The following is an 18,128-nucleotide window of genomic DNA, read 5'->3' as shown; positions in this document are numbered from 1 at the left end:
GTCGGCTGGGCCGGGTTACGCTGGGCACGCGGTCAGCCTGGATGCCGTCGACCGCCCCGACTTGCCGAGGGATGTGCCATTTCAAACGACGGGTTTTGGTCTCGAACGTGGTCCGCGCGGCGGCGCGGCGGCGACGGGCCGCGATCGTTGGAACATCTGCTCAAGCAGGTGGAGAAGGGCAGCCAGGTTCGCAGCTCCGATCATGACCGGGTGCTGGCGGAGCTGAAGCAGCACCGCGATGCCGCGCCCGAGGGCGACCTGCGGTCGGCGCTGGCCTGGCTGTGCAACGCGCAATCGCGGATCGGGAGCAGCCCCACCGCGGCGCATTCGCGGGAGGTGCTGCTGGCCGCGTACGAGGTCAGGCGGATCCTGGCTACAGCAGACGGCACTCGTCGCTGAGCACCGCGCGCAGCGCCGCCTCAATGAGGTCGAATTCGGCCTGGCCGCTGATCAGCGGCGGCGCCAGTTGGATGACCGAATCGCCGCGGTCGTCGGTGCGGCAATACAACCCCGCCTCGAACAGCGCCGAGGAGACCCGGGCCAGCAACGGGCGGCGTTCGTCGTCGCTGAAGGTCTGCTTGGTGGCCTGGTCCTTGACCAATTCCACGCCGTAGAAGAATCCCTCCCCGCGCACGTCGCCGACGATGGGCAGGTCGTACAGCTTCTCCAGGGTGGCGCGGAAGGCGGGCGCCTGAGTTCTGACGTGATCGTTGAGGCCCTCGCGCTCGAAGATGTCCAGGTTGGCCAGCCCGACGGCCGCCGAAACCGGGTGGCCGCCAAAGGTATAGCCGTGCGGGAACATGGTGGCGCCGTCGTTGAACGGCTCGAACAGCCGCTCGCTGGCGATCATGGCGCCGATCGGTGAGTAGCCCGACGTCATCCCCTTGGCGCAGGTGATCATGTCGGGCACATAGCCGAAGTCGCCGAGGTCCGATGAGCAGGCGAACATCGACCCGATCCGGCCGAACGCGCAGATCACCTCGTCGGAGACCAGCAGCACGTCGTATTCGTCGCAGATCTCGCGCACCCGCGCGAAATAGCCTGGGGGAGGCGGGATGCTGCCGCCCGCGTTCTGCACCGGCTCCAGAAACACCGCGGCCACGGTGTCGGGGCCCTCGAACTCGATGGCCTCGGCGATCCGGTCGGCGGCCCACTGCCCGAACGCCTTCGGGTCGGTGCGCAGCGTTTCGGGCGCCCGGTAGAAGTTGGTGTTGGGCACCCGGAAGCCGCCGGGTGTCACCGGCTCGAACGGCGCCTTGTATTTCGGCAGCCCGGTGATCGCCAGCGCGCCCTGGGTGGTGCCGTGGTAGGCGACCGATCGCGAAATCACCTTGTGCTTACCGGGTTTGCCGGTGAGCTTGAAGTACTGCTTGGCCAATTTCCACGCGGTCTCGACGGCCTCGGTTCCGCCGGTGGTGAAGAACACCCGGTTCACGTCGCCCGGGGCGTGGCCGGCGAGGCGTTCGGCGAGCTCGATCGCCGGGGGAGTGGCGTAGCCCCACAGCGGGAAGAACGCCAGCGTGCCCGCCTGGCGGGCGGCGACCTCGGCGAGCTCGGTGCGGCCATGGCCGACCTGCACGGTGAACAGCCCGGACAGGCCGTCGAGGTAACTCTTGCCGCGGTCGTCGTAGATGGTGACACCCTCGCCGCGGGTGATGATCGGCGGCGTGATGTCCGGGCCGTGCCGGGCGAAGTGCAGCCAGAGATTCCCAGTCATGTTGTTGGTGAGCGTAGCGCTCGGCTGGATGGCGCGGCTCCTTCCTCGCGCCGTTCGGCGCTCGGCGTCGCCGCGCTCGGTTTGATGGCGCGGCTCCTTCCTCGCGCCGTTCGGCGCTCGGCGTCGCCGCGCTCGGTTTGATGGCGCGGTTCCTTCCTCGCGCCGTTCGGCGCTCGGCGTCGCCGCGCTAGGCTTTGCGCATGACCTCAACGCAGGTCAGCGAGTTCGAAGCGCTGCGTCCGCATCTCATGGCGGTGGCCTACCGGCTCACCGGCACGGTGGCCGACGCCGAGGACATCGTCCAGGACGCCTGGCTGCGCTGGCACCGGCAGGACCCCGAGAAGGCAACGCAGATCACCGACCTGCGCGCCTGGCTGACCACGGTGGTGAGCAGGCTGGGCCTGGACAGGCTGCGCTCCGCCGCGCATCGCCGCGAGACCTACACCGGCAACTGGCTGCCCGAGCCGGTCGTCACCGGGTTCGCCTCCCCCGCTTCGGAACCCGATCCGTTGTCCGCGGTGGTGGCCGATGAGGACGCGCGGTTCGCCGCGATGGTGGTGCTCGAGCGGCTGTCGCCCGATCAGCGGGTCGCCTTCGTGCTGCACGACGGGTTCGCCGTGCCGTTCGCGGAGGTGGCCGAGGTGCTGGGCACCAACGAGGCCGCCGCGCGGCAGCTGGCGTCGCGGGCCCGCAAGGCCGTCGCCGCCGAGCCCGCACCCAAGCCCGATCCGGCGCACAACGAGGTGGTGGGCAAATTGCTGGCCGCCATGGCCGCAGGGGATCTGGACGCCGTGGTGGCGCTGCTGCATCCCGACGTGATCCTGACCGGCGACGCGAATGGCAAGGCCCCCACCGCAATCAACGTCATTCACGGCGCCGACAAGGTGGCCCGGTTCTTCTTCGGCCTGGCCCAGCGCTACGGCCCGGCGATGTTCACCTCGTACCAGCTGGGGCTGGTCAACGGCGAGCTCGGCGGTTACACACCCGGCTGCCCCGCCAGTGAGGGCTACCGCGAGCTGATGCCGCGGATCATGGCCGCGACGGTGCGCGACGGAAAGGTCTGCGCGCTATGGGATGTCGCCAACCCCGACAAATTCACCGGGTCCCCGTTGCGGGCCCGTTGAGCTCGGCAGCCGATGGCGACGACCCGCTGCGCCCGGCTACGCCGCGCTTGCGATCGTCGCTTCCCCACGGAACCCGGCACGCGTCACCGGAATTGAAGCCCTGCTCGGTGATGCCCAACGCGGTGTTCATCCGCGCCCGCATGTTCTCCACCCCGATCTGATAGGTCAGCTCGATCACCCCGGCATCGCCGAATCGGGCCCGCAGATCGGCGACCTGCTCGTCGGTGACGGTGTGCGGATCGGTGGTCATCGCGTCGGCGTAGGCGATCGCGGCGCGCTCGTCGTCGCTGAACGCCGTTGAGCTGCGGTAGTTCTCGATATCCTTAAGCCTCTCCATGTCCAGGCCGTCGAGGCGCTGCAGCATGGACCCGAAGTCCACACACCACGAGCAGCCGACCGTGCGCGCGGTCCAGAACACCGCCAGCTCACGCACGCTGACCGGCAGCGTCTTCGACGCCCGGTCCAGCATCGTCTCGTGCAGGGCGCCGGCGATCATCAGCCCGCGGTGATGCGCGGTGACGGTGAAGGGCTCGGGAACCTGGCCGAAGCGTCGCCTGGCGATCCGGTACATGGCCCGGGTCAGCAACCCGGCGCGCTGGGGGGACAGGGGCTCGATGCGGGTTTTCTGTGTCTGTGTCATACCCGTCAGACGAGACGGGCCCGCGAAGTGTGACGGGCGTCGTGAGCAGTGGTTTCCCGGCAAGGGGCCGGGGTACCCGTCTCGCAACCTCGCCGGCCAACCGGTGCGGCGGGGCAGCGAGAGGGTGAGGAGACAGATGATGACCTCTCAAAACGATCAACAGCCGGACGATGCGAGGCTGGAGCGCTTCGACGACCCCGAGTTGGGTAGCGGTGCGCGCGACACCGGCACGGACACCCCCGAACCCGGCGGCGGAGATCGCCCCGTCGGAACCGTGGACGAGGACGCGAATCCACCGATGAGCGACCCGACCGCGTCGGATACCTACAGCGGCACCGGTGAGTTGCCGCCACAGGACACCGGCAGTGCGATCCCGCCGTACGAGGGCCGCCGAGAAAGTGCCGCGACCGACACCCAAGGCGCCGGCGGTGCGACCGGCCCGGCGGCGGACGCCGAGTTCAAGTCAGCCAGCCCGTCGGACACTCCCGGCGGTGCGACTCAGTCGCCGGCAGACGAACAACCCGCTTCGCAAATGCCGGAATCCGATCGCGACGACGACCGCGTGGGGCCGGCGCACGTGGCGGGTACCCGCCGGGGTGAGTCGAAACCCTGACCTACCCCGCTTAGCCGCGAAAACCCTAGCGCGAGAACATAATCGCGCGCTTGACCTCCTGGATCGCCTTGGTGATCTGGATGCCGCGCGGGCAGGCCTCGGTGCAGTTGAACGTGGTGCGGCAGCGCCACACGCCGTCGACCTCGTTGAGGATGTCCAGGCGCTCGGCGGCGGCCTCGTCGCGGCTGTCGAAGATGAACCGGTGCGCGTTGACGATCGCCGCCGGCCCGTAGTAGCTGCCCTCGTGCCAGAAGATGGGGCAGCTGGTGGTGCACGCCGCGCACAGGATGCACTTGGTGGTGTCGTCGTAGCGCGCGCGGTCGGTCGGGCTCTGGATGCGTTCGCGGGTCGGGGGATTGCCGGTGGTGACCAGGTACGGCTTGACCGCGCGGTAGGCGTCGAAGAACGGCTCCATGTCGACGATCAGGTCCTTCTCCACCGGCAGCCCGCGGATCGGCTCGACCGTGATGGTCAGGGCCTTGCCCGGCTTCGTGGGCAACAGGTCGCGCATCAGCACCTTGCACGCCAGCCGGTTGACGCCGTTGATCCGCATGGCGTCCGAGCCGCACACCCCGTGCGCGCAGGAGCGCCGGAAGGTCAGCGTCCCGTCCAGGTAGCTCTTGATGTAGATCAACAGGTTGAGCATCCGGTCGCTGGGCAGGCACGGCACCCGAAAGCTTTGCCAGCCACCGGTTTCCGCGTAGGCGTCGGGCTGGTCCGGGTTGAACCGGGCGATCTTGACGGTCACCATCACCGCCCCGTCGGGAATCGCCGGCAGCGGCGGTTCCAGGCTGGTCTCGACCTCGGCTGCCTCTTCGGTTCCGACGCTCTCGGCCATCAGTACTTCCGTTCCTTGGGTTCGTAGCGCGTCTGCACCACCGGCTTGAAGTCCAGCGCGATGTCGCTCAGCAGATCGCTGCCCTGCTTGTAGGCCATGGTGTGGCGCATGAAGTTGACGTCGTCGCGGTTGGGGTAGTCCTCGCGGGCGTGGCCGCCGCGGGACTCCTTGCGGTTCAGCGCACCGACCACGGTGACCTCGGCCAGCTCCAGCAAGAAGCCCAGCTCGATGGCCTCCAGCAGGTCGCTGTTGAACCGTTTCCCCTTGTCGTGCACGCTGATCCGCGCGTAGCGCTCCTTGAGGGCGTGGATGTCGGTGAGCGCCTGCTTGAGCGTCTCCTCGGTGCGGAACACCGCGGCGTTGTTGTCCATCGACTGCTGCAACGCGTTGCGGATGTCGGCGACGCGCTCGTTGCCGTGCTCGCTCAAGATGTCGCCGACCCAGCCGACGACCATCGCCGCGGGTTCGGGCGGCATGTCCACGAAGTCGTGGCCCCGCGCGTAACCGGCCGCCGCAATGCCGGCGCGGCGGCCGAACACGTTGATGTCCAGCAGCGAATTGGTGCCCAGCCGGTTGGCCCCGTGCACCGACACGCACGCGCACTCGCCGGCCGCGTACAGGCCCGGCACCGTAGAAGTGTTGTCGCGCAACACCTGTCCGGTGACGGTGGTCGGGATGCCGCCCATCACGTAGTGACACGTCGGGTACACCGGGACCAGCTCCTTGACCGGGTCCACGCCCAGGTAGGTGCGGGCGAACTCGGTGATGTCGGGCAGCTTGGCCTCCAGCACGTCCTCACCGAGGTGGCGGACGTCGATGTAGACGTAGTCCTTGTGCGGGCCCGCGCCGCGTCCCTCCAGAACCTCCAAAACCATGGAACGGGCGACGATGTCGCGCGGGGCCAGGTCGACGATCGTGGGGGCGTAGCGCTCCATGAAGCGCTCGCCCTCGCCGTTGAGCAGCCGGCCGCCCTCGCCGCGCACCGCCTCGGAGATCAGGATGCCCAGTCCCGCCAGGCCGGTCGGGTGGAACTGGTGAAACTCCATGTCCTCCAACGGAAGTCCCTTGCGGAACACGATGCCGATGCCGTCGCCGGTGAGCGTGTGCGCGTTGGAGGTGGTCTTGTACATCCGGCCCGACCCGCCGGTGGCCAGCACGACCGCCTTGGCGTGAAAGACGTGGATGTCGCCGGTGGCCAGCTCGTAGGCGACCACCCCGGTGGCCACCGGCCCGCTGGGCGTCTGCGTCAAAACCAGGTCCAGCGCATAGAACTCGTTGAAGAACTGCACGTCGTGCTTGACGCAGTTCTGGTACAGCGTCTGCAGGATCATGTGACCGGTGCGGTCGGCGGCGTAACAGGCCCGGCGCACCGGGGCCTTGCCGTGGTCGCGGGTGTGGCCGCCGAACCGGCGCTGGTCGATGCGGCCCTCGGGGGTGCGGTTGAACGGCATCCCCATCTTCTCCAGGTCGAGCACCGCGTCGATGGCTTCCTTGCACATGATCTCCACCGCGTCCTGGTCGGCGAGGTAGTCGCCGCCCTTGACGGTGTCGAAGGTGTGCCATTCCCAGTTGTCCTCTTCGACGTTGGCCAGCGCCGCGCACATCCCGCCCTGCGCGGCCCCGGTGTGGCTGCGGGTGGGGTAGAGCTTGGTCAACACGGCGGTGCGCACCCGTGGGCCCGCCTCCACCGCGGCCCGCATGCCGGCACCACCGGCGCCGACGATCACCACGTCGTATCGGTGTTGCTGGATCAAACGATCAGCCTCCCTACGAAGAGATGTTGGGGTCGAACGTCAGCAGCACGTAAGTGCCCAGCACCAACGTGAACCCCATCGACAACAACAGCAGGCTGTTGAGCCAGAACCGGGTGCTGTCCTTGCGGCTGTAGTCGTCGATGATGGTGCGCAGGCCGTTGCCCCCGTGCAGCTGCGCCAGCCACAGCAGCGCCAGGTCACAGAACTGCCAGAACGGCGACGCCCAGCGCTGCGCCACGTAATTGAAGTCGATGCGGTACACGCCGTTGTCCCACATCAGCATGATGAACAGGTGGCCGATCGCCAGCACGAACAGCGCGATCCCGGAGAACCGCATGAACAGCCAGGCGAACTTCTCGAAGTTGGGGATGCCGGCCCGCCGCCGCGGGGAGCGCGGGTTGTCCAAGCTGGCGGGGCGGTCGTACAAGCGCTGTTTGACCGGAGCGACCTCGCCGCGACCCAGCTGAAGATCCGGGCTGCTCATCGGAAGTGCTCCATCATGTGGATGACCGTCACCACGCCGGCAGGAACCATCAGCAGCAGGAACACGACGCCGACGATCCAGAACATCAGCCGCTGGTGGCGCGGGCCTTCGGACCAGAAGTCGATCAGGATCACCCGGATCCCGTTGAGGCCGTGGAAGAGCACCGCGGCGACCAGGCCGTACTCCATCAGGCCGACGATCGGCATCTGGTAGTCGTGGATCACCGCGTTGTAGGTCTGCGGGCTGACCCGCAGCATCGCGGCGTCCAGGACGTGGACGAACAGGAAAAAGAAGATCGTCGCGCCGCTGATCCGGTGCAGCACCCACGACCACATGCCGGGGTCGCCGCGGTACAGCGTCCGCGGCGGCCTGCGTTTACGCGAGGGAGCCGGTGCCGCCGGATCCGCGGTTGTCGGTTGCGTAGTCACCCCAGTCCTCACCGCCTTCTTCCGGCTTCAACGTCGGTCACGCCGGGCACTTGAGCTTAGCTCGGACACGCTGTGACTTGCGCCAATGTCTCCTCGGGCGAAATGCCGTTTTGCGGCTAGGGTGGCTCTCGGAATCGGCCATGGGTGAGCGGGGTTTCGTGATGCCGGAGATCGACTGGAATGCGTTGCGCGACAAGGCGATCGATGCCGCGGCGGGTGCCTACGCACCGTACTCGCGATTCCGGGTCGGGGCGGCCGCCCTGGTCGATGACGGCCGGGTGGTGACCGGCTGCAATGTGGAGAACATCTCATATGGCCTTGGTCTCTGCGCCGAATGCGCCGTGGTGTGTGCCCTGCATACGGGCGGCGGCGGGCGGCTGGTGGCGCTGGCGTGCGTGGACGGGCGGGGATCGGTGCTGATGCCGTGCGGGCGGTGCCGTCAGGTGCTGGCCGAACACGGCGGCCCCGAGCTGCTGATCGACCATCCGCGCGGGCCGCGCCGGCTCGGCGACCTGCTGCCGGACGCCTTCGGCCCCGACGACCTGGCACGCGGGCGCGGCTGAAGGCCGTCCCCAACAGGTGCCCGGCCGCTTGCTGAGCGTTACCGGTCGGCTTACCGTCAATGCGTGCAACGGGGGAGCGCGCCGATGATGCCGACTGGATCGCTGCCCGCAGTGCTGCGCGGACTCTTGGGTGTGGTGCTGATCGCGGCGGGGATGGGCGCCGCCGGATGCGCATCCCGAACGCCGAGTGCAAAACCGCCATCGACGCCCGCGTCGTCGGCGCCGGCGTCGTCGTGGGTGGAGGACTCCGTCTTCTTCCCCGTGGGGGATATGACGGTGTACGGCACGTTCCGGCATCCGGCCGGCCACGGCCGGGCCGTGCCGGCGGCGCTGCTGATCGCCGGCAGCGGGCCGACGGATCGCAACGGTGACTCGGCCGCCATGCCGGGCCAGGTGGACACGCTGCGGAACCTGGCGCGGGCGCTGTCCGACGACGGCGTCGCTAGCTTGCGCTACGACAAGCTCGGCACCGGTCAGACCGGCCTCGGCTCGTACGCGACCGACCCGGCAAAGGTCGGCATCGGCACATTCCAGGACGAGGCGACCGCCGCGTTGAACTTCCTCGCCGGCCAATCCGGGGTCGACCGGACCCATCTGATCGCGCTCGGCCACAGCGAGGGCGCCCTGTACGCGATGATGCTGGCCACCGCCGCGCCCGGGACCGCCCCCGCGGTGCAGTCCTTGGGTCTGGTGGAGCCGGCGAGCCGCCGCATCCTCGACCATGTGTCCGAACAGGCCCACGCCCAGGCCGACGCGGCCGTCAGGTCCGGGCGAATCACCGCGGCGCGCGCCGCCGACAGCACCGCGGCGATCGATCACGCGATACAGGAGTTCCGCGCGACCGGCCAGGTTCCGCCCGACGAACCGCCGGGGCTGAGGGCGGTGATCAACGCCGCCAACGCGCATGCCCTGTTGCAGGAAGACGCGATCGACCCGGCAGCGCTGGCCGCCAAGCTGCCGCGCGACATGCCGGTGCTGGTCACCTGCAGTGACGCCGATCTGCAGATCACCTGCCAGGACGTCGATTCCCTAGTGTCCGGCCTGACCAGCGCGGGCACCAAGACCGACTACGTCCACCTGACCGGTGTGGACCATGTCCTGAAAGAGGACGCCAGCCGACTGCCGGCCAATTACACGAAGCCCTTGCCGTTCTCCACCCAGCTCGTCGGCGCGCTGGCGTCGTTCGTCAAAGAGAGCGGGACGACACCCTGAGCGGCGACGCCCTTGACTGACCCCGCGTTCGACGCGCCCACGGTGATCAGGACCAAGCGCGACGGCGGCCGGTTGTCCGACGCCGCCATCGACTGGGTCATCGGCGCCTACACCGACGGCCGGGTGGCCGAAGAACAGATGGCGGCGCTGCTGATGGCGATCCTGCTGCGCGGCATGGACCGCGGCGAGACCGCGCGGTGGACGGCGGCGATGCGGGCATCGGGCGACACGCTCGACTTCGGCGACCTGGGCCTGCCGACCGTCGACAAGCACTCCACCGGCGGGGTGGGGGACAAGATCACGCTGCCCCTGGTGCCCGTCGTCGCCGCCTGCGGTGCCGCGGTCCCGCAGGCGTCCGGTCGCGGCCTCGGCCACACCGGCGGCACGCTGGACAAGCTGGAATCCATCGCCGGGTTCACCGCCGAGCTGTCCAACCGGCGCGTGCACGGCCAGCTGCGCGACCTCGGGGCGGCCATCTTCGCCGCCGGTGACCTGGCCCCCGCCGACGCCAAGCTGTATGCGCTGCGCGACATCACCGCCACCGTCGAGTCGCTGCCGCTGATCGCCAGCTCGGTGATGAGCAAGAAACTGGCCGAGGGGGCCGGGGCGCTGGTGCTCGACGTCAAGGTCGGGTCGGGCGCGCTGCTGGGCTCGGAGCGGCAGTGCCGCGAGCTGGCCCGCACCATGGTCGAGCTGGGCGCGGCGCACGGGGTGCCCACCCGCGCGCTGCTGACCGACATGAACCGCCCGCTGGGCGCGACCGTCGGCAACGCGCTGGAGGTCGCCGAGTCGCTCGAGGTGCTGGCCGGCGGCGGGCCGCCCGACGTCGTCGAGCTGACGCTGCGGCTGGCCTCCGAGATGCTGGAGCTGGCCGGCGTCGACGCGCGCGACCCCGCCGACACCCTGCGCGACGGCACGGCGATGGACCGGTTCCGCCGGCTCGTCGCGGCCCAGGGCGGCGACCTGTCGGTGCCGTTGCCGCTCGGTCGGCATGCCGAGGCCGTGACCGCCCCCCGGGGCGGCACAATGGGCGATATCGACGCGATGGCAGTGGGGCTGGCGGCATGGCGGCTCGGCGCGGGCAGGTCCCGCCCGGGCGAACGGGTGCAGTCGGGCGCCGGTATCCGGATCCACCGCCGCCCCGGCGAACCGGTCAGCGCCGGTGAGCCGGTGTTCACCCTCTACACCGACACCCCGGAGCGCTTCGGCGCCGCGCTCGCCGAGCTGGACGGCGGGTGGGGCATCGGCGACACGCCCCCGGCCTCCCGGCCGCTGATCATCGATCGGATCGTCACATGACCGCACCCCTGGGGCTCGAGCAGATCAGAAAGGCCCCCAAGGCCCTGCTGCACGATCACCTCGACGGCGGCCTGCGCCCGTCGACCGTGCTGGAGATCGCCGGGCAGATCGGCTACGACGGGCTGCCCGCCACCGACGTCGACGACCTGGCGACGTGGTTTCGCACCCGTTCGCACAGCGGCTCGCTGGAGCGCTACCTGGAGCCGTTCTCGCACACGGTGGCGGTGATGCAGACGCCCGAGGCGCTGCATCGGGTCGCGTTTGAATGCGTGGAGGATCTGGCCGAGGACTCGGTGGTGTATGCCGAGGTCCGGTTCGCACCCGAGCTGCACATCGACCGCGGGCTGTCCTTCGACGCGATCGTCGACGCCGTGCTGGCCGGTTTCGCCGACGGCGAGAAGGCCTGCGCCGCGGCCGGGCGTCCGATCGTGGTGCGCCTATTGGTCACGGCGATGCGCCACGCTGCGGTGTCCCGGGAGATCGCCGAGCTGGCAATCCGGTTCCGGGACAAGGGGGTTGTCGGGTTCGACATTGCCGGCGCCGAGGCGGGCAACCCACCGACCCGGCACCTGGATGCCTTCGAGTACATGCGAGATCACAACGCGCGCTTCACCATTCACGCCGGTGAGGCGTTCGGCCTGCCGTCCATTCACGAGGCGATCGCCTTTTGCGGTGCGGACCGGCTGGGCCACGGGGTGCGCATCGTCGACGACATCGAGGTGTTGGCCGACGGCAAGGTTCGGCTGGGTGAACAGGCATCTATCTTGCGGGACAAGCGGATTCCGTTGGAGCTGTGCCCCAGTTCGAACGTGCAGACCGGCGCCGTCAACAGCATCGCCGAGCACCCGTTCGATCTGCTGGCCCGCACCCGCTTCCGGGTGACCGTGAACACCGACAACCGGTTGATGAGCGACACCTTCATGAGCCGCGAAATGCACCGGCTGGTCGAGGCTTTCGGCTACGGATGGAGCGACCTCGAGCGGTTCACCATCAACGCGATGAAGTCCGCGTTCATCCCGTTCGACGAACGGTTGGCGATCATCGACGAGGTGATCAAGCCACGCTATGCCGTGCTGATCGGCTAGCGGCTCACCCTCATATGCGCTCAGTCTGCGGCGCCCGCGCCAAAGCCGGTAGCCCATAACGGGTTCGGCTCGACGGACAGCCCCATGGCCCGCACCGTGCTGGCCAGGTGGGTCTGCACCGCGCGTAGCGCCCGCGGTAGGTCGCCGTCGCGCAGGGCTTCGGCGATGCCGCGGTGCTCCGCCATGATCGTGGCCACCCGATCGGGTTCGCGCAGCGCCGATTCCCCGATCATCCGCATCTGGCGGTCGCGCAGCGTCGAGTAGAAATTCGACAGGATGGCGTTGCCCGACTCTTCCAGGGTGATGGCGTGGAAGGCGCGGTCGGACTCCAGGAATTCCCGCCAGTCGGCCGCCGCGGCGGCCTCACCCTGCCGGCGCAGCTCGCCGGATTGCCGTTCGTAGACCGCGGCGCAGACGGCGGGACCGCGCCCCACCACCTTGGCGGCCGCGAACTGCTCCAGCACCAGCCGGGCCTCCATGACCGCGCGGACCTCGTCGGGCGAGACCGGGACCACCAGGGCGCCGCGCTGCGGATACAACCGCAACAGCCCCTCGGCCTCCAGCCGCAGGAACGCCTCGCGCACCGGGGTGCGCGACATCCCCAGCGCGGTGGCGACGTCGCCTTCGCTGATCAGCTCGCCGCCGGCGAATTCGCCCGTCAGGATCTGGGCCTTGACGTGGTCCAGCGCGCGATCCTTGGCCGTGCCCGGCCGCGGGCCCTGCGCCGCCATACCGCCCCACTCTTGTAGCTAAGTCGTATCTCAAGGGTGCTCACGACCGTACACCCCGCCGTCCCACCAGGGAGAATTGACACTAAGATACAAGATAAATACTATTTAGATACGGCAGAAACCCAAGCGGCAAGGGAGACCGAGATGGCCACCACGCAGACTTCGACGACGCAGAGTTTGACCCCGCAGACTTTGACCCCGCAGACTTTGACCACGCAGACCCTGACCCCGAACCTGGATCCGACGATCCCGGCGCCGATGATCAACGTGGCCGAATACGGGTTCGAGGGCCGCTTCGAAGAATGGGCTGAGCAGGCCGAGTACTTCGAGTACTCCAAGGCGGCCAACCCCATCGGGTCCGGACACGTCCCGCCGGTTCCGCTGCGCCGGTTCGATCCCGAGCTTTACCTCGACGCTCCGACCGGTGTGATCCCCCTGGACCTGTCGGGTGAGCTGGGCATCGGCACCGGCGCGGCCACCAGCCCGGCGCTGCTGGCCAACTTCGTCAGCATCCGCGCCGACGAGCAGATCGACACCAGCCCCAACGCGACCTCGCAGCTGTACTACGTGCTGTACGGGCGCGGCTTCGCGGCGGTCAACGGCCGGCTGATCGCCTGGGAGAAGGGTGACTTCGTGACCCTGCCCGCGGGCTGCCGGTCGGTGTTCTACGCCGCCGCGGACACGGCCATGTACTGGGTGCACGACGAGCCGCTGATGCGCTACCTGGGTACCGAGGCCACCCGGCCACGGTTCGAGGCGACCAAGTTCCGCCGCGCCGACGCGGTGGCCAAGCTCGAGGAGATCGCCGCGCGTCCCGGCGCCAACGAGAAGAGCCGGGTGAGCGTGCTGTTGGCCAACGCCAACCAGGAGCAGACGCTGACCATCACCCACGTGCTGTGGGCCATGTTCGGGGTGCTGCCCCCGAATCAGGTCCAGCGCCCGCACCGGCACCAGTCGGTCGCGCTCGATCTCATCCTGGACGCCCCGGCGTCCGGCTGCTACACGCTGCTGGGCACGCGTCTCGACGAGCGCGGCGACATCGTCGATCCCACCCGGGTGGACTGGCGGACCGGGTGCGCCTTCACCACCCCGCCGGGCATGTGGCACGCCCACTACAACGAGACCGACGAGCCCGCCCACCTGATCCCCGTTCAGGACGCCGGGCTGCACACCCACCTGCGCAGCCTGGACATCAAGTTCACCCAGCGCCGCGATCTCGTCGCCGGGTGATCCGTCCGGCGGGGCCCATGCACCGCCGGAGTTCGGCGAATAGTGTGGCTGGACATGAAGGTGCCCCTGCTGGGACCGGTGTCGCTCACGGGCTTCCAGAACGCCTGGTTCTTCCTGGTCTTGCTGATCGTGCTGCTGGTGATCGGGCTTTACGTCGTGCAGCAGTTCGCCCGGCGTCGCCGGGTGCTGCGCTTCGCCAACATGGAGGTGCTGGAGCGGGTCGCGCCGCCGCGGCCCAGTAAGTGGCGCCACGTGCCGACCATCCTGCTGGCCGCCTCGCTGGTGTTGCTGACCACCGCGATGGCGGGGCCGACGTCGGACGTCCGGATTCCGCTGAACCGCGCGGTCGTGATGCTGGTGATCGACGTCTCGGAGTCGATGGCCTCCAACGATGTGCCGCCCAACCGCCTGGCCGCGGCCAAGGAGGCCGGCAAGCAATTCGCCGACCAGCTGACGCCGGCGATCAACCTGGGGCTGGTGGAGTTCGCGGCCAACGCCACGCTGCTGGTGCCGCCGACGACCAACCGCGGCGCGGTGAAGGCGGGCATCGACGGTTTGCAGCCGGCCCCGAAAACCGCTACCGGAGAAGGCATTTTCACCGCGCTGCAGGCGATCGCGACGGTCGGTTCGGTGATGGGCGGCGGCGACGGTCCGCCGCCGGCGCGCATCGTGCTGGAATCCGACGGCGCCGAGAACGTGCCGCTGGACCCCAATGCGCCGCAGGGGGCGTTCACCGCGGCGCGGGCGGCCAAGGCGGGGGGCGTGCAGATCTCGACGATCTCGTTCGGCACCCCGTACGGCACCGTCGACTACGAGGGCGCCACCATCCCGGTTCCGGTGGACGACCAGACCCTGCAGAAGATCTGCGAGATCACCGACGGCGAGTCGTTCCACGCCGACAGCCTGGACTCGCTGAAGAACGTGTATTCGACGCTGCAGCGCCAGATCGGCTACGAAACGGTGAAGGGCGACGCGAGCCTGGCCTGGATGCTGCTCGGCGCGTTCGTCATGGCCGCCGCCATCCTGGCCGGGCTGCTGCTGAACCGCAGGCTGCCCGCTTGAGGCCTCAGCTGGGCAGGCGGCGGTTGATCAGCAGTGCCAGCGCCGTCGCGATCAGCGCGGTCAGCACGGCCAGCCGCAACCATCCGGAGCTGCCCGGCCCCGGCACCGTGCGGTAGCCGATCTCGTTCTCGATGGCGTTGTAGCTCTTTTCCAGCTCGCCGAGGGTGGTCGCGGTGTAGGACTGCCCGCCGGACAGCTTGGCCACCATCTTCATCTGGTCGGTCGAGACCGGGACGGCGATGCGCTGCCCGTCCATCTCGATCTCGCCGCCCTTGGTCCCGAACGAGATCGTCGAGATGGGCACGCCCTCGTCCTTGGCCAGCCGCGCCGCGGTGTAGACGCCGTCGTGCGGATCGCTGGGATTGGAGGGCTTGTTCTCGCCGCCGTCGGAGAGCAGCACGATGCGGGCGGGCGGCGGCTTGTCGCCGCCGGCGACCGCGGTGGCGCTGACCGCGTGCAGCGCGGTGAAGATGGCCTCGCCGGTGGCCGTGCTGTCGGCGAAATCCAGCTTCTTCAGCGCGTCGATGCTGGCCTGGTGTTGCGGGGTCGGCGGCACCAGCAGATAGGGCGTGCCGGCGAACCCGACCAGCCCGAGGTTGATGCCGGGCGTGAGCTGGCCGGCGAACTGGGTGGCGGCCTGTTCGGCGGCCTTGAGCCGGTTGGGTTCGACGTCGGTAGCCCGCATGGACTGCGACATGTCGATCACCAGCATGATGACGGCGCGGTTGCGCGGGATGCGCATGTCGTGGGTGGGGGTGGCCAGCGCGACGGTCAACAACGGCAGGCTCAGCAGCGACACGGCGATCGGCAGGTGCCGCCACGGCGACTGCGGCACCGGGGTTTCGGTGTACCGGTGCAGCCGTTGGCGGCGCCGGGCAGCGACGTACACGTAGAGGGCCAGCAGGGCCAGCGGCACCAGGCCGAACAACAACAGGCCCGGGCGCTGGAACCCGTAGAGCGGTAGCGGGCCGATACCGGGAAGCGACACGTCACCCAACCTTCCCGTCCAGCCCGCAACCGTCAAACGGTGGCACTACTCGCGGCGCAGCCGTCCGTCGACGAACTGTTCCAGTTTCTCCCATTCGCGGACCGCCGCGGCGTACGGCGGTGACGGCTTGGTGACCGAGTCGGGCTCGAGCACGGCGGCCACCAACTTGCCCAGCGGCCGGCTGGTGTCGAGCGCCTTGTCGACGGCGGAATCCTCGGAGTAGTCGCCGATGTCGCGCAGCACCTCGACGGCCAGCTCCAGCTGCTCGCGATCCACGGCGTCCGGGCCGTCGGCCAGGTCGTCGACCAGCCCGCTGAGCACGTAGACGTTGTCGTCGGTGACCTCCACCGCCAGCGAGCCGTCGGTCGCGGCGGTGCGGATGTCGTCGTAGGTACTCAGGTCGGCCAGGTCGTGGTCGTGCTCGTCGGCCAGGTAGCGGGCCAGCGCGCGCTCGGAGGTGAAGACGCTGATGCGTCCGTTGCGGCCCAGGAAGATCGGCTGGTCGTCCAGGTAGCAGCGCAGCGTGTAAAAGGTCCCCGAACTCGTCATGATGCGGATCGGGTCGATGCCCACCTGCAGCCAGAAATCCTTGTCGCTGCCCAGCACCACGGTGTCGGCGCTGGCCCGCGCTTCGGTGGCTTCGTCCTCGTCCTCCTCGTCCACCTCGTCGGCCTCGTCTTCGGGATCCGCGGATTCCTCGACGGCCTCGCCGGCGTCCCCGGTGTCCCCGGTGTCCTCGTCCTCCTCGACCTCGTCGCGCTCTTCGGCGAGCTCGTCGGCCGCCTTCTCCGACAGCTTTTCGTCGACCTCGGGGATGGTGACGATGCCGTCGATCGCGGCGAGCACGTCGTCCCAGCTGCGGGCGATGACCTCGGCGATCGTGTTCCAGCGTTTCGTGCCGGCCTTGCCGGTGAAGTGCTCGATGCCGCCGGAGACGGTGCCCAGGACGGGGTTGCCGTTGAAGAACTTCGACACCGCCGCCAGCTCGCACACCGATCCGATGGACGACACGATGGCCAGCGTGCCGGCCAGCGCGTTCACCGAGTCCTCGGTGGGCTTCTCCGCCACCAGTTCCTCGACGGCGATCAGGTCGAACTGCTTGTCCTCGGCGGGGGAGAAGGCGTGCGCGTGCGCCGCGCGCAGCTCGCCCCACGACGGGTGGTCGGCCAGGTCGTTGTCGTCGTTGGAACGCACGAAGGCCACCAGGTCGGCGACGGACGAGAACGCGAACAGGTCCTCGTCCTTGCCCAGGAACGCCTCCCACTCGTCGCCGGAGTCACGCCAGCGGGGCGCCCACACGGTGTAGCGGTCACCATCGGACAGGCTCAGGCGGATGGGCACGAGGTCAGCAGCCATGCGGCACACAATAGCGACGGCCGCCGAAGGTGCTCATGGTGCCACCGTCGAGCTAGCCCCAGATATCGGTGATGGGCGCGGCGCTGGCGGCGTACCCGGTCTTGGGCAACCCGTACATCTGCTCCACCGTGGACAGCACGTTGTAGTGGTTGATCTGTTCGCTGTAGCTGCCGGGCCGGACGTGGGCGCCGTAGAACACCGTCGGGATCTGGTTGCGGTTGCCTCCGACATTGGAGTTGTCGTCTTCGTCGAACGTGACGATCAGCAGGCTGTTGTTGGCGGCCGCCCAGTTGGCGTAGCCGGACAGGTTGCGGTTCAGCCAGGCGTCGGCCTGCGCGATCGAGCCGTCGTGCATGTTGTCGTCGTTGTTGGGGATGACGAACGACACCGTGGGCAGGCTGGCGTAGTTGCCCATCGGGAACGCGGTGAACGGCAGCGAGTTCGCCGCCGGCACATTGGTGAAGTTGGCCCAGGGCACGTGCTTGCGCGCGTACTTGCCCGCGCTGCACACCGGTGAGCCGGCCGCGGGCAGGCCTTCGGCGAAGCCGACGAATGTGTAGCCCGCGGCGAGCAATTCGGATCCCAGGTTGGGTGCGGCGCCGCCGTTGACCGGGCACAGGTCCTTGTTCACGCCGAAGGTGTTGCCGGCGAACAGCGCCAGGTAATTCGGTTCGCTGGGGTGGGTTTCGGCGAACGACTGGGTCATGTTGGCGCCGGCCGCGGCCAGCGACGTGATGAAGGGCGCCGACTTGTTGCCGATGATGCCGCTCTCGGAGCGGTTCTCCTCGACCACAATCACGATGTGCGCGGGTTGCGGAATTGCCGCTGCCGCAAGGCCTATGCGCGGCGTCAACGGGCTGGCCGCCAGTGCCACCAACGCCAACGCGGCCAATGGCCGCAGGACCCGGTACACCCGGCCGACCAGCCTTCTCGGACTTCGAAATTCACCCAACACGCCCGGAGTATATGAACGGGCGCAGGCGTTTTCCGGGACGGCGGTAAGC

At 68.9% G+C, this 18,128-nt stretch carries 18 protein-coding genes and 1 pseudogene; 9 read left to right on the top strand and 10 right to left on the bottom strand.

The features are described 5' to 3' along the window. The first annotated feature begins 147 nt into the window (after positions 1 to 147). On the top strand, positions 148 to 399 hold the full coding sequence (locus DQP57_RS14795) for a hypothetical protein (RefSeq protein WP_112633653.1): 252 nt from the start codon (positions 148 to 150) through the stop codon (positions 397 to 399). On the opposite strand, the gene DQP57_RS14790 is transcribed toward DQP57_RS14795, so the two are convergent. Then, complete coding sequence (locus DQP57_RS14790) at positions 374 to 1,717, bottom strand: aspartate aminotransferase family protein (RefSeq protein WP_205869135.1); 1,344 nt, start codon at positions 1,715 to 1,717, stop codon at positions 374 to 376. The genes DQP57_RS14795 and DQP57_RS14790 overlap by 26 nt on opposite strands. A gap of 200 nt (positions 1,718 to 1,917) precedes the next feature. On the opposite strand from DQP57_RS14790, the gene DQP57_RS14785 reads away from it, so the two are divergent. Further along, positions 1,918 to 2,841, top strand: coding sequence for a sigma-70 family RNA polymerase sigma factor (locus DQP57_RS14785; protein WP_112633652.1), 924 nt, complete (start codon positions 1,918 to 1,920; stop codon positions 2,839 to 2,841). Between the two features lie 52 nt (positions 2,842 to 2,893). On the opposite strand, the pseudogene DQP57_RS14780 reads toward DQP57_RS14785, so the two are convergent. Continuing rightward, positions 2,894 to 3,514 (bottom strand): annotated as a pseudogene (locus DQP57_RS14780) (carboxymuconolactone decarboxylase family protein); the annotation flags it as partial. Positions 3,515 to 3,620: 106 nt separating this feature from the next. On the opposite strand from DQP57_RS14780, the gene DQP57_RS14775 reads away from it, so the two are divergent. Then, on the top strand, positions 3,621 to 4,094 hold the full coding sequence (locus DQP57_RS14775; protein ID WP_240631764.1) for a hypothetical protein: 474 nt from the start codon (positions 3,621 to 3,623) through the stop codon (positions 4,092 to 4,094). A gap of 25 nt (positions 4,095 to 4,119) precedes the next feature. On the opposite strand, the gene DQP57_RS14770 is transcribed toward DQP57_RS14775, so the two are convergent. Genes DQP57_RS14770 through sdhC form a run of 4 tightly spaced genes read right to left on the bottom strand, consistent with a single transcriptional unit; the run spans position 4,120 to position 7,505 of the window. Further along, on the bottom strand, positions 4,120 to 4,932 hold the full coding sequence (locus DQP57_RS14770; protein ID WP_112633650.1) for a succinate dehydrogenase iron-sulfur subunit: 813 nt from the start codon (positions 4,930 to 4,932) through the stop codon (positions 4,120 to 4,122). Beyond that, complete coding sequence (gene sdhA, locus DQP57_RS14765) at positions 4,932 to 6,686, bottom strand: succinate dehydrogenase flavoprotein subunit (protein WP_112633649.1); 1,755 nt, start codon at positions 6,684 to 6,686, stop codon at positions 4,932 to 4,934. Before sdhA ends, DQP57_RS14770 begins: the two co-directional genes overlap by 1 nt. Positions 6,687 to 6,699: 13 nt before the next feature. Continuing rightward, positions 6,700 to 7,170 (bottom strand): succinate dehydrogenase hydrophobic membrane anchor subunit, encoded by a 471-nt coding sequence (locus DQP57_RS14760; protein ID WP_112633648.1) that lies wholly within the window; start codon positions 7,168 to 7,170, stop codon positions 6,700 to 6,702. Continuing rightward, positions 7,167 to 7,505 (bottom strand): succinate dehydrogenase, cytochrome b556 subunit, encoded by a 339-nt coding sequence (gene sdhC / locus DQP57_RS14755; protein WP_240631765.1) that lies wholly within the window; start codon positions 7,503 to 7,505, stop codon positions 7,167 to 7,169. Before sdhC ends, DQP57_RS14760 begins: the two co-directional genes overlap by 4 nt. Before the next feature lie 254 nt (positions 7,506 to 7,759). On the opposite strand from sdhC, the gene DQP57_RS14750 reads away from it, so the two are divergent. The 4 genes from DQP57_RS14750 to DQP57_RS14735 all read left to right on the top strand — a co-directional run bounded on the left by DQP57_RS14750 (position 7,760) and on the right by DQP57_RS14735 (position 11,757). Further along, a complete protein-coding gene (locus DQP57_RS14750; protein ID WP_112633675.1) occupies positions 7,760 to 8,161 on the top strand; it encodes a cytidine deaminase in 402 nt (133 codons plus the stop codon). A 63-nt stretch (positions 8,162 to 8,224) separates the two neighbouring features. Continuing rightward, a complete protein-coding gene (locus tag DQP57_RS14745) occupies positions 8,225 to 9,373 on the top strand; it encodes an alpha/beta hydrolase family protein (protein WP_133259242.1) in 1,149 nt (382 codons plus the stop codon). Between the two features lie 12 nt (positions 9,374 to 9,385). After that, on the top strand, positions 9,386 to 10,672 hold the full coding sequence (locus DQP57_RS14740; RefSeq protein WP_112633645.1) for a thymidine phosphorylase: 1,287 nt from the start codon (positions 9,386 to 9,388) through the stop codon (positions 10,670 to 10,672). Beyond that, entirely contained in the window at positions 10,669 to 11,757 is a 1,089-nt protein-coding gene (locus DQP57_RS14735) for an adenosine deaminase (protein ID WP_112633644.1), read from the top strand. Before DQP57_RS14740 ends, DQP57_RS14735 begins: the two co-directional genes overlap by 4 nt. Positions 11,758 to 11,777: 20 nt before the next feature. Here the strand turns inward: DQP57_RS14735 and DQP57_RS14730 are convergent, their stop codons facing one another. Next, positions 11,778 to 12,488 (bottom strand): GntR family transcriptional regulator, encoded by a 711-nt coding sequence (locus DQP57_RS14730; protein WP_112633643.1) that lies wholly within the window; start codon positions 12,486 to 12,488, stop codon positions 11,778 to 11,780. A 258-nt stretch (positions 12,489 to 12,746) separates the two neighbouring features. Here DQP57_RS14730 and DQP57_RS14725 point away from each other — a divergent pair, with 258 nt between their 5' ends. Beyond that, positions 12,747 to 13,718: a cupin gene (locus tag DQP57_RS14725; protein ID WP_112633674.1), complete on the top strand. Its 972-nt coding sequence runs from the start codon at positions 12,747 to 12,749 to the stop codon at positions 13,716 to 13,718. A gap of 54 nt (positions 13,719 to 13,772) precedes the next feature. Then, a complete protein-coding gene (locus tag DQP57_RS14720; protein ID WP_112633673.1) occupies positions 13,773 to 14,780 on the top strand; it encodes a VWA domain-containing protein in 1,008 nt (335 codons plus the stop codon). Between the two features lie 4 nt (positions 14,781 to 14,784). On the opposite strand, the gene DQP57_RS14715 is transcribed toward DQP57_RS14720, so the two are convergent. The 3 genes from DQP57_RS14715 to DQP57_RS14705 are packed head-to-tail and all read right to left on the bottom strand — an operon-like array spanning position 14,785 to position 18,007. Beyond that, on the bottom strand, positions 14,785 to 15,768 hold the full coding sequence (locus DQP57_RS14715) for a VWA domain-containing protein (RefSeq protein ID WP_112633642.1): 984 nt from the start codon (positions 15,766 to 15,768) through the stop codon (positions 14,785 to 14,787). A gap of 45 nt (positions 15,769 to 15,813) precedes the next feature. Beyond that, positions 15,814 to 17,124: a protein export chaperone SatS gene (gene satS / locus DQP57_RS14710; protein ID WP_112633641.1), complete on the bottom strand. Its 1,311-nt coding sequence runs from the start codon at positions 17,122 to 17,124 to the stop codon at positions 15,814 to 15,816. 52 nt (positions 17,125 to 17,176) lie between these two features. Then, positions 17,177 to 18,007, bottom strand: a complete 831-nt coding sequence (locus DQP57_RS14705) for an alkaline phosphatase family protein (protein ID WP_112633672.1) — start codon at positions 18,005 to 18,007, stop codon at positions 17,177 to 17,179. Between the last annotated feature and the right edge of the window lie 121 nt (positions 18,008 to 18,128).

The organism is Mycobacterium colombiense, from assembly GCF_003284935.1.
GTDB classification, from domain to species: domain Bacteria; phylum Actinomycetota; class Actinomycetes; order Mycobacteriales; family Mycobacteriaceae; genus Mycobacterium; species Mycobacterium arosiense_A.
This window is presented reverse-complemented; position numbering and strand designations above follow the sequence as displayed.

What these genes read in the sequence shown, in the direction of transcription:
- DQP57_RS14725 (WP_112633674.1), top strand. Translation starts at nt 12,747, where the DNA reads ATGATCAACGTGGCCGAATACGGGTTCGAGGGCCGCTTCGAAGAATGG.
- DQP57_RS14730 (WP_112633643.1), bottom strand. Translation starts at nt 12,488, where the DNA reads ATGGCGGCGCAGGGCCCGCGGCCGGGCACGGCCAAGGATCGCGCGCTG.
- DQP57_RS14735 (WP_112633644.1), top strand. Translation starts at nt 10,669, where the DNA reads ATGACCGCACCCCTGGGGCTCGAGCAGATCAGAAAGGCCCCCAAGGCC.
- satS (WP_112633641.1), bottom strand. Translation starts at nt 17,124, where the DNA reads ATGGCTGCTGACCTCGTGCCCATCCGCCTGAGCCTGTCCGATGGTGAC.
- DQP57_RS14785 (WP_112633652.1), top strand. Translation starts at nt 1,918, where the DNA reads ATGACCTCAACGCAGGTCAGCGAGTTCGAAGCGCTGCGTCCGCATCTC.
- DQP57_RS14790 (WP_205869135.1), bottom strand. Translation starts at nt 1,717, where the DNA reads ATGACTGGGAATCTCTGGCTGCACTTCGCCCGGCACGGCCCGGACATC.
- DQP57_RS14770 (WP_112633650.1), bottom strand. Translation starts at nt 4,932, where the DNA reads ATGGCCGAGAGCGTCGGAACCGAAGAGGCAGCCGAGGTCGAGACCAGC.
- DQP57_RS14720 (WP_112633673.1), top strand. Translation starts at nt 13,773, where the DNA reads ATGAAGGTGCCCCTGCTGGGACCGGTGTCGCTCACGGGCTTCCAGAAC.
- DQP57_RS14760 (WP_112633648.1), bottom strand. Translation starts at nt 7,170, where the DNA reads ATGAGCAGCCCGGATCTTCAGCTGGGTCGCGGCGAGGTCGCTCCGGTC.
- DQP57_RS14750 (WP_112633675.1), top strand. Translation starts at nt 7,760, where the DNA reads ATGCCGGAGATCGACTGGAATGCGTTGCGCGACAAGGCGATCGATGCC.
- sdhC (WP_240631765.1), bottom strand. Translation starts at nt 7,505, where the DNA reads ATGTGGTCGTGGGTGCTGCACCGGATCAGCGGCGCGACGATCTTCTTT.
- DQP57_RS14775 (WP_240631764.1), top strand. Translation starts at nt 3,621, where the DNA reads ATGACCTCTCAAAACGATCAACAGCCGGACGATGCGAGGCTGGAGCGC.